The organism is Candidatus Solincola tengchongensis, from assembly GCF_015711935.1.
GTDB classification, from domain to species: domain Bacteria; phylum Actinomycetota; class Geothermincolia; order Geothermincolales; family RBG-13-55-18; genus Solincola_A; species Solincola_A tengchongensis.
Genome location: NZ_JACVJJ010000068.1, coordinates 1 through 9,637, shown reverse-complemented (window position 1 = coordinate 9,637; position 9,637 = coordinate 1). Strand labels below are relative to the sequence as shown.

Below are 9,637 nucleotides of genomic sequence, written 5' to 3'. Positions count from 1 at the left end.
TTCAAGACTCCCGTACCGGGCGGCCACGCCGCGCCGCGATCCCGGCTGGTCGGCTTGGGCCCGGCGGCGGGGAGAGTTCCATCCTCAGCGGCGTTTCCCTTTCCCCCGATCCGCGTAAAGGCCGGACAAGAGGTGAGGAAACCCCTGGAGGTGTCCCGTCCCCGGCCTCACACCCGCTCCTTCTCCGCGACTCCCGCCGCCTGGAGCGCCAGGTCCACCAGGTCGTAGACCTGGATCTCCGCTCCCATCTCCTGCGCGGCATCGCGGAGGACGCGCACGCACCACGGACAGGCGGTGGCCAGCCCCTCCGCTCCCGTGGCCAGGGCCTCCTCCACCCTCTCCCGCGCGGCGAAGGAGGCGAACTCGGGGAAGGCCTCGTAGACCCCGCCCCCCGCCCCGCAGCACCAAGCGTACTCCCGGATGCGCTCCATCTCCACGAGGCCGGCGCCGGGGAGGGCGCGCAGGAGGTTGCGCGGAGCCTCGTACACCCCCTTGCGCCCCGACCTCTTCATGGACATGGGGCGCTGCAGCTTGTCTCCCTTCCAGTCTCCCAGGTAGGGCTCGCCCATCCTTCCCAGGTGGCAGGGGTCGTGGTAAGTGAGGAGGAGGGGCACCTCCTCCCTGAAGCGCAGCCTGCCCTCGGAGACCAGCCTCTCCAGGAGCTGGGTTATATGCAGGACCTCGCAGGGGAGCTCCTTGCCCATGCGCGGATAGAGGTAGCGGAAGTGGGCGTACCCGTCGGCGCAGGGGGTCACCAGGATGCGCGCCCCGGAGGCCTTCACCCGGGAGAGCAGGTCCTCGGCGTAGTTCTCCGCCTCTCCCCGGTATCCCAGCTCGTAGGCCCTCCCGCCGCAGCAGGATTCCTCGGCCCCGGCGATGCCCACGTCCTGCCCGGCCTCCAGGAGCAGCCGCACCGCCCCGCGCACCGTCTCCCGCAGCTCGGGGTCGTAGGAATAGCGGCAGCCGGCATGGAAGAGGACCTCGCACCTCTCCTTGTTGATGTCCTTTAAGGGCAGGCCCTCCGCCCATTCGCCCCGCTTGGCCTTGGGCTCGCCCAGGACGTTGTCCTCCCGCTTCAGGGCGTCGATGACCGCCATGTGCTCCACCATGAGGAAGCCCTGCTCCACGCAGTGGGCGCGGAGCTCGAGGAGCACCTCGGTGATGTCGATATCGTCACGGTAGACCTTGCAGGCGGTATCGCAGGCCCCGCACAGCTGGCACTTGTAGACGATCTCCGCCACGGCGTCGTTGAGCTCCGAGCGGCCGGTGAGCAGGGAGAGGCCGATGATCATGCGCCCGGAGCCGGAGTAGGCGTGGAAGTTGTAACGGCAGATGGAGGGGCAGTTCTTGGCGAACCGCCAGCTCTTGATCTGGTTGAAGGGGACCCACTTGCAGGAGGAGCAGCGGGAGCAGCCCTCCATGTCCCTCTGGTAGTCGGAAAGAGCCATCTTAAGACACCCCCTCTAGCGCGATCCTCCCCGGGAGGAGGAATGTCCGAACCAGCCGGTAACCGGAAAAGGCCGCCTCAGGAGAGACCCTCTCCGTGTCCTCGCCCCTTGCGGGAAGGACGGCGGCGTCCCTCGGGTCGCGGGCGGCCATTCAGACCACCTCCTCCTGGAAGCAGAGCTTGCCCCGGTTGAGGACGTGGTCGGGGTCCAGCATGTCCTTGACCTTGCGGAGCACGCGCACCGTGTCCGGGCAGCGGGCGTAGGCCAGCTCGGACCACACCCCGTAGGGGCGGGAGAAGAAGGCCCCCGCCTCCGAGAGGGCCCGGGAGGCGGAGAGGTGGAACTCCCGGGCCTTGGGAGCGTCCTCCGGGTTGAAGTATATGGTGAACTCGAGGTGCGCGTTGCGTCCCTGCTGGATGGGCTGGATGTAGACCCCCAGACGCTGGATGGGGTAGCCGAAGCGCTCCGCCTCGCCCTCCATGACGGAGAGGAAGCGGGGCACCTGGTCCAGGGTGGTGAGGAAGAAGATGTCCAGAAAGCCGCCCTTCGGCCTCGTCTTGTAGTAGGGTTCGGGGGAGGGGGCGGCGAGGATTCTTTCCATCTTCTTCCAGGAGCATCCCGGGACCTCGGAGGCCGCCGTGACCCCCGCCGCCTGGGCGTGCCGCGCCAGGTCGTGCTCCTGGTAGGCTACCCTCTGTTCCGGCAGATACTCGTAGCCGGAGACCCCGTAGACCACCGTCCAGGGGGCCTGCTCTCGGGCCAGCTCCTGTATGCGCTCCGGGTCCTCGGCGATCATGGTGGCCAGGGCGAAGGAGTTGAGGATGAGCCACTCGTCCCCCAGGCGGGGCCGCAGGGCGCGGTAGGTGAAGTCGATGAGCCTCTCCAACTTGCGGTCGGGAACGAACCATATCTTATGGATCCTGGGCTTCACCTCCAGCTTGAGGGAGCACCAGGTGACCGCGGCCATGGTTCCCTGGGAACCCTGGACCACGCGCACGAAATCGGTCTGCGCGGGCCCCATGGGGTTCTTCTGCGCCGCGCCCGCCGCCCACTGCTGCTCCAGGGAGCCGGGCCCCGCCGCCGAACCGGTGCGGAAGAGGTCCCCAGTCCCGAAGACCAGCTCGGTGCAGAGCATGGGGTCGGTCATGTCCCAGTGGTACTTGGGGATGATGATGGGCTCCCGCTCCAGGCAGGAGGCCAGGACGGACTTGCCCCGCTTGGGGAGGAGGGGCATGAGCACCTTGAGCCCCAGCTTGTCCACCTCGGGGATGAGCTTCTCATAGGTCACGCCGGCCTCGATGAGAGCCACCTTGTTCCTCCGGTCCAGGCGGACGATCCTGTCCATGCGGGACATGTCCACGATGATGCCCTCCCCGCGGGGGACGGAATCCCCGCGGAGGCGGGGCGGCGCGGAGGAGGAGAAGACCAGGTTGTACTTCTCCTCACGGGCCAGCCTGATGAGCTCCCGCACCTCCTTGGTGCTTCCCGGCCGGACCACGGCCAGGGGCTCACCGCCCTCCACCGTTCCCGCCGCGCGGTAGGTGGAGAGCAGCTCCTCTGCGGTGGAGACGTTTTCGCCCCCCACCACCGCGGAGAGCTTCTCTAAAACCACCTTCGTCTCGGCCATCTCTCCCACCCCCTCAGGCCGCCTTGCGGACCCTTCCCGCCAGGGCCTTCACCCTCTCCGGTAGGGAGGGCTTGGGCTCCCCGGTCAGGGTCCTCTTGATGGTGTCCGCCATGCGCCGGGCCATGAAGGCCTGGACCTTGGAGGAGGAGAGGAGCCTGTCCGCCAGGCGCATGAGGCGGTCGTTGTTCAGGTACTTGAGAAAGGGGCCGGCCCGGTCCAGGAGGCGGTCCACCTTCATCACCGTCTCCTCCTTGGCCTCGTCCATGCGGTTGAGCAGGTCCCCCATGTCCGCGCCCGTCTCCTCCATGACCAGCTCCAGGGCCCGCCCCTGGACGGACATGAACTTGTCCAGCACGCCGTTGCGGTAGGCGCACTGCATGACCCAGAAGACCTCCTGGGGGTCGATGGCCATCGTCCTCACCTCCCGTCAAACCTCGCCGGCTCTTCCTTCAGTTACCAATATCTGCCATAAACAGCCCAGCCATCTGGAATAGGTTGGAAAATATACCCTGCCCGCTCCTTCCGTGAGCCGATGCCGTTTCGCTTTCAGTGACGCTCACCAAGAAGAATATCCCCTTCACCAAAGCCTCAAACCCGTATTCTTCCCCTCGACCCTTCTTTTACGCTTCCGCTCGAAAGAACCCGCGCCGAGCCTCTCTGCCTCAAGCCGGCTCGAAGTCCTCCTCTCGGCCACGCTTCACCTGCGCCGGGGTGCTGCCCTGACAGGGAACTGGCGCCTGCTTCGGAAACCCGGTTTCACAGGACCTTCTCCTCCCGCAGCAGGAGGGCCAGCTTCTCGCCCGCCTCCGCCGGGGAGTCTGCCTCCACCAGGCGGCAGCGCCTCTCCCGGCTGGGAGGCTGGAGGGAGGCGGTCTCCGTCCAGGGGGGGAGCGGGAGTTCCACCCCCAGCTCCTGTGCCTTCACCACCCTCTGGGGAAGCTCCTTGGCCGCCCTTATGGCCTGCAGGCTGGGGTAGCGCAGGTCCCCCACCTCCCCGCTCACCGTGACCAGGGCGGGAAGGGCGCACTCCACCACCTCGTAGCCATCGGAGAGCACCCTCTCCACCACCACCCTGCCGTCAGCCACCTCCACCTTCTGGGCCAGGGTGACGGCGGGGAGGCCCAGGAGCACGGCCACGCCCAGTCCCACCACGCCGGCGTTGGTGTCCGAGGCCTGGCGCCCGCAGAGGACGAGGTCGAAGGGCTCCAGGCCGCGCAGCGCGGCGGCCAGGAGGGTGGCCGTGGTACGCGAGTCCAAAAGCGCCTGGTCCAGGGAGTCGTCCTCCACGAGCACGGAGGCGTCGGCCCCCGCGGCCACGGCCTTGAGTATCACCGCCCGGGAGAGGTTCTTCCCCAGGGAGAGGAGGGTGATGGTCCCACCGACCTGCTCCTTGATGCGGATGGCGGCTTCCAGGGCGTTCTCGTCGAAGGGGTTGATGACCGGCGGGATGCCGCGGGGGACCACCCTCCTCTCCGCGGAGTTCACCTCGAAGGAGGAGGGAGGGCCCTCGGGGTCGGGCACCATCTTGGCCAGGACCACTATGTGCATGCCCTTCTCCACCTCCTCTCATTCCGAGACCAGTTCCCTCACCTTGGAGAGGAAGGCGGGGAGCACCTCCCGCCAGTCCCCCACCACCCCGTAGTCGGAGACCCGGAAGATGTAGGCCTCCGGGTCCTTGTTGATGGCCACTATCTTCCCCGAGTCCCCCATGCCGGAGAGGTGCTGGCTGGACCCGGAGATGGCCACGGCGACGTAGAGGTCTGGGGCCACCACCTTTCCGGTTATGCCCACCTGGCAGGTGGTGGGGGCCCAGCCCGCGTCCACCGGCGGCCGGGAGGCTCCCACCGCCCCGCCCAGGAACCGGGCCAGCTCGCGCAGGGTCTCGAAGCCCTCCTCACCGCCCATGCCCCGTCCTCCGGAGACCACCACCCGGGCCTCCTCCAGGGGGCACTCCCCGGCCTCCAGGCGGTGCCTCTCCAGGACCCGCATCCTCGCCTCCGCCGGCGTCTCCAGGTCCAGGGGGATGAGCTCCCCGCTCGATGCGGAAGGGGGAAGGGCCTCCCCCACCCTGGAGCGCACCGTGGTCAGGGCCAGGGGGGTGGCGGCCTTCATCCCGGCAAGGGCGTTACCGCCGTAGACTGGTTTGGTGAGGATGAAGCCCTCTCCCTCCACCCGGATGCCCACGCAGTCGGTGACCAGTCCCGCCTGGAGGGAGAAGGCCAGGCGGGGGAGGAGGTCCTGCCCCAGGGGGGTGTGCCCGGCCAGGACCAGTCCCCCGCCTCGCTCACGGAAAAAGGTTGCCAGCAGAGGTGTCCATACCTCGGGGTTATAGGGGGTGAGCTCCGGCCGGTCAAGGAAGAAGACCCGGTCCGCTCCCCGGGCGGCGAGCTCGGAGCAGGCCTCCTCCACGCCGCTTCCCAGGACCACCGCGGATAGGCCTCCTCCTTGCGCGGCAAGGCTCCTGCCCAGACCCAGGAGCTCCAGGGTGAGCCTCGTCGGTTTACCCGCCTCGTCGAGCTCGGCGATCACCGTGACGTCAAGGTCGTTTTCTCGCATCTGTGCCTCCGGATTCGTCTTCCCGCGGTTTTCGGCTCATCCCGTCCGGATGGAGGATTGTGTGTGCAGGGGAAAGACAGAGGGGCTTTCCCCGGGTGTCATCGCGAACGGCACCTCCTCCCCACCGGCATCTCGCATTCCCTCCCCAATTGAAGAGGCGGCTTTCGTCCCGGCTGCGTCTGTGCTGCAACGAAAGCCGCCACTCAAATATGACTGATAGTCAACTTATACCACCCGAGCGCCGCAAAGTCAATCAAATTTTTAAGATTTGTATGGTATTCGTGGATGGTATTCGTGGATGGTAAAGTACAAGGGCATGAAAAGGGGCCACGCTCCCTTGATGTCTTGTATGGTTTTCCTGCGTGATGTACACCCTTTATACCCGTTCCCTCGAGGTCCGTCTCTTACCGGTGGCTTTTTGGTTCTTCCACAGCTACCCTCCATGATCCGCATCCTTTATGTACGTGCTGAGCAAGCGATATATTGGGTTGAGGACGAAAGGTACGGTTCTTGGGTATGGAAGGGAGTGATGGAGATGCTCTCGGAGAAGATGCAGGAGGCGCTCAACGACCAGATGAAGTGGGAGTTCTACTCCGAATTCCTCTACCTGGCCATGGCGGGCTACTTCAAGTCCCGCAGCCTGGACGGGTTCGCCAACTGGATGACCGTGCAGGCGGAGGAGGAGCGGACCCATGCCCTCATGTTCTTCAACTACATCGCCGAGGCCGGAGGGCGCCCGGAGATAAGAGTGTTCGACCAGATGGAGAACGAGTACCCCTCGGTTACCGAGGTCTTCCGGACCACGGTGGAGCACGAGAAGATGGTCACCAGGCGCATCAACGACCTCATGACCCTGGCCCAGGAGGAGAAGGACCACGCCACGGCCAACTTCCTCTCCTGGTTCGTGAAGGAACAGGTGGAGGAGGTGGCCTCGGCGCAGAAGATCCTTGACCAGCTGGAGCTGGTCAAGGAGGAAGGGCATGCCCTCATGATGCTGGACCGCGAGTTGGCCCAGAGGGTCTTCACCCCTCCGGCCGCGGCGGCGGAATGAGGCCCCCCCGGAGAGCCTAAAAGTCGCGGCCGCGAGGCTCGAATCGCGGAGTGACGGGGTGCGAGGGAGGATCGGAAGGAGGGCGCATCATGGCGCCCTCCTTCGCCTTCCCCGAGGCGCACGCTTGCACCACTTCGCAAGCCATCCGGGATGTCGCCTCCGCGACCGCCTCTGAAAGGCCCGTGAGGCCAAGGCGGACAAAAGGACCGGCGGGCGAAACGTCCCGGTCCCTATCCCCCTGTTATCCTCCCGAACCGTTTCCGCGACGCACGTGTGGAGAACCTAATCGCCCGTGCCCACGGTTTGACCTGTTCCATTCCTCCAGAACCGTTTCCGCAATGCTCAGGAAAAGCACTTGGGCTCTTCGCGGTCGCCATGGGCCTGCAGAAGCTCGCCCCCAGACGGGCGGATGGGGAGCGAAAGGGGTCATCGCTCCAGCGTTGGATCCGAGGTAAACGATGCCCTACCCGGCTTGAGGGGCGAAGGGCCTGGAGGAGATCGGGGAGTGGGCCGCGGGAAGGGCCTCCGTGCCCAGGTGTCGAGGTGGGGGCCAGTCTCCTTCCACCCTGTTCGTAGTGGGGAATGGTCTCCTCATCCCGTATTTGATATAAATAAGAAGGCCCAAGACAAGGCCCTCCTGGAGCAAGCGGATCCTCCAGCGGGACGAGCCAGGGACACGAGGCGGTCATGAACGTTCTTTTCGTACACTCCGAGGAGGATGCCTTCTCGCCGGAGAAACCCCTGGAGATACAGGAACGCGTGCAGTTCGGCATCTCCTACATCTCCGCCTTCCTCAAGGCGCACGGGCACCGCACCGCCCTGGTGGTCCTCTGCCGTGAAACCCCCCATCTGCTCGAGGAGCACATCCGTTCCTTCCGGCCGGGATTGGTATGCTTTACCGCCGTGTACACCGAGTACCTGTTCCTCTCCCGTGTGGCGGCGCGGATAAAGAGGAAATACCCCGAGGTCTTCCTGCTCCTCGGCGGGCCGCACGCCTCCCTGAACCCCGATCGCTGCCTGGAAGAATCTTCCTTCGACGCCGTCTGTGTGGGGGAGGGGGAGTTCCCCACGCTGGAGCTGGCGGAAAGACTGGAGGAAGGGCGCTTCCCGTCCGGGATTCCCAACCTCTACATCAAGCGGCCCGACGGTTCGGTGGAGAGGAACGCCCCCCGCCCCTTCCTGGAGGACCTGGACTCCCTTCCCTTCCCCGACCGGGAGATGTGGACCCCGTGGGTGGCCAACCCCTCCTCCCGCCCCTCGGTGCTGGTGGGCAGGGGATGCCCCTTCAGCTGCACATATTGCTGCAACCATGCCCTGCGCAAGGCTGCGCCGGGCAGGTACGTGCGCGTCCGCAGCCCGGAGAACATCGTCCGCGAGCTGGAGGCCTTGAAGGAAAAAGACCCCTCCTTCGCCGAGGCCTACCTGGAGGTGGAGACCCTGGGGGCGAAGAAGGAGTGGGCCCTCGAGCTGTGCGCCGAGCTCCGCAAGCTCAACGCGCGCCTCCAGGCCCCCATAGCCTTCGGGGCCAACCTCAGGGTGACACCCAACGCCGATTACGAGGACCTTTTCTCCGCCTTCGCGGAGAGCAACTTCCGCTTCGTGAACATCGGGCTGGAGTCGGGGAGCGAGAGGATCCGGCGCCAGGTGCTGAAGCGCATATATTCAAACTCGGACATAATCCGCACCGTGGAGACCGCCCGCAAGTACGGCCTGCAGGTGGGCATGTACAACCTCATCGGGTTGCCCGGCGAGACGCCCCGGGATTTCCGGGAGACGGTGCGGGTCAACCGCCTCTGCCAGCCGGACTGGTTCCTGCTCTCCGTCTTCTTCCCCTACCCGGGAACGGAGCTCTACGAGAGGTGTCGCCGGATGGGGCTCCTGGAGCGCGATCCCGACCCCACGCTGGAGAGGAGGAAGCCGGCCCTCGATCTTCCTGGTTTTTCCAGGTGGCAAGTGGGATGGAGGAGGACCTTGTTTCCCTTGCTCGTGTACCGTGGACATCGCCCGCTCTCGGAGTGTCTGTGGCTGGTGGCCATGGCGGAGATATATTCCCACCGGCCCCTCATCCGACTCCACCGGGCCCTGACGAACGGGAGACCGCCGAAGGCGGGGAGGAGGAAGCACGGGTCCCCCGAGGCCACGCTCCTGCCGCTGCGGTCGGGAACAGGGGAGGAAGCCGTACCCGGTTACCACGAGTCAATGCCGGGAGAGGCCGGAGAGTTTAATATCGGTTAGGTGAGAGAGGTAAGCGGGCCCGGCCTCGGCATGTTTGGCAGCAGGCCCGGATGTGGTCGGAGAGCGGCTCGCGGAGGTCACGGGCAGGCGGAGCGAGGATAGGCGGGGTGGGGAAAGGCGAAGGGAGGGAGGTGCGCAAGGCGTTGGCGCTGCACGTTCACCAGCCCATAGGCGAGGAAATAAGAAGTATCGCTGGATACTACATGGTCCTAGAGGAAGGCGTGCTAAAATATAGGGACCGTGAAGTGCTTTACCTCCTGGAAGCCGCCGCCGCAGACACCTCCTGCTGCGGGGGGGCGGGGATGGGGTTCATTATGGTCCCCGGCTACATAAGGGAACTGAGGGGGCGGAAGAACGAGGAGGGCCTCTGGGTCTCGGAGGTCGACCGCGTGGAGGATGAGGGGGAACGCAGGGAGATAACCCGGGAGCTTAAGGCCAGGCACCCGGGCTTCCACCAGATAATCTTCGCCTGAGGGAAGAAGGGTCGTTGCGCGGCACGGTTCGACCTTCATCGGCAGAAAAGCAAGAGGGAAGGGAGGAAGAGATGGTTGGGATCGGCTCCTTCGGCGGCTACGTTCCCCGCTACCGGCTGAACCGCATGATCATCTTCGGCAGCATGGGCTGGCTGAACCCGGTGATCATCACCAACGCCCGCGGGGAGAAGGCCGTCGCCAACTTCGACGAGGACTCCATCACCATGGCCGTGGCCGCGGGCATGGA

Annotated in this window: 9 protein-coding genes; 3 read left to right on the top strand and 6 right to left on the bottom strand. The window is 65.8% G+C overall.

Annotation, left to right across the window (positions count from 1 at the left end):
• Positions 1-167 precede the first annotated feature (167 nt).
• From H7007_RS06135 to H7007_RS06110, 6 genes are all read right to left on the bottom strand, one after another.
• A complete protein-coding gene (locus tag H7007_RS06135) occupies positions 168-1,448 on the bottom strand; it encodes a heterodisulfide reductase-related iron-sulfur binding cluster (RefSeq protein WP_287153929.1) in 1,281 nt (426 codons plus the stop codon).
• Between the two features lies 1 nt (position 1,449).
• A complete protein-coding gene (locus H7007_RS06130; RefSeq protein ID WP_287153927.1) occupies positions 1,450-1,599 on the bottom strand; it encodes a hypothetical protein in 150 nt (49 codons plus the stop codon).
• Positions 1,600-3,075 carry an FAD-binding oxidoreductase gene (locus H7007_RS06125; protein ID WP_287153925.1) on the bottom strand — a complete coding sequence of 492 codons (1,476 nt, stop codon included), beginning with the start codon at positions 3,073-3,075 and terminating at the stop codon, positions 1,600-1,602.
• Positions 3,076-3,088: 13 nt separating this feature from the next.
• Positions 3,089-3,487, bottom strand: a complete 399-nt coding sequence (locus H7007_RS06120) for a hypothetical protein (RefSeq protein ID WP_287153923.1) — start codon at positions 3,485-3,487, stop codon at positions 3,089-3,091.
• 344 nt (positions 3,488-3,831) lie between these two features.
• Positions 3,832-4,635, bottom strand: a complete 804-nt coding sequence (locus H7007_RS06115; RefSeq protein WP_287153921.1) for an electron transfer flavoprotein subunit beta/FixA family protein — start codon at positions 4,633-4,635, stop codon at positions 3,832-3,834.
• Positions 4,636-4,641: 6 nt separating this feature from the next.
• Positions 4,642-5,631 (bottom strand): electron transfer flavoprotein subunit alpha/FixB family protein, encoded by a 990-nt coding sequence (locus H7007_RS06110; protein WP_287153919.1) that lies wholly within the window; start codon positions 5,629-5,631, stop codon positions 4,642-4,644.
• A gap of 535 nt (positions 5,632-6,166) precedes the next feature.
• Between H7007_RS06110 and H7007_RS06105 the strand changes: the two genes are divergently transcribed.
• The 3 genes from H7007_RS06105 (at position 6,167) to H7007_RS06095 (ending at position 9,390) form a co-directional block, all read left to right on the top strand.
• A complete protein-coding gene (locus tag H7007_RS06105; protein WP_287153918.1) occupies positions 6,167-6,682 on the top strand; it encodes a ferritin in 516 nt (171 codons plus the stop codon).
• Between the two features lie 687 nt (positions 6,683-7,369).
• Entirely contained in the window at positions 7,370-8,917 is a 1,548-nt protein-coding gene (locus H7007_RS06100) for a B12-binding domain-containing radical SAM protein (protein ID WP_287153917.1), read from the top strand.
• Positions 8,918-9,024: 107 nt separating this feature from the next.
• A complete protein-coding gene (locus tag H7007_RS06095) occupies positions 9,025-9,390 on the top strand; it encodes a hypothetical protein (protein ID WP_287153915.1) in 366 nt (121 codons plus the stop codon).
• Positions 9,391-9,637 lie beyond the last annotated feature (247 nt).

What these genes read in the sequence shown, in the direction of transcription:
- H7007_RS06100 (WP_287153917.1), top strand. Translation starts at nt 7,370, where the DNA reads ATGAACGTTCTTTTCGTACACTCCGAGGAGGATGCCTTCTCGCCGGAG.
- H7007_RS06135 (WP_287153929.1), bottom strand. Translation starts at nt 1,448, where the DNA reads ATGGCTCTTTCCGACTACCAGAGGGACATGGAGGGCTGCTCCCGCTGC.
- H7007_RS06105 (WP_287153918.1), top strand. Translation starts at nt 6,167, where the DNA reads ATGCTCTCGGAGAAGATGCAGGAGGCGCTCAACGACCAGATGAAGTGG.
- H7007_RS06130 (WP_287153927.1), bottom strand. Translation starts at nt 1,599, where the DNA reads ATGGCCGCCCGCGACCCGAGGGACGCCGCCGTCCTTCCCGCAAGGGGC.
- H7007_RS06125 (WP_287153925.1), bottom strand. Translation starts at nt 3,075, where the DNA reads ATGGCCGAGACGAAGGTGGTTTTAGAGAAGCTCTCCGCGGTGGTGGGG.
- H7007_RS06120 (WP_287153923.1), bottom strand. Translation starts at nt 3,487, where the DNA reads ATGGCCATCGACCCCCAGGAGGTCTTCTGGGTCATGCAGTGCGCCTAC.
- H7007_RS06110 (WP_287153919.1), bottom strand. Translation starts at nt 5,631, where the DNA reads ATGCGAGAAAACGACCTTGACGTCACGGTGATCGCCGAGCTCGACGAG.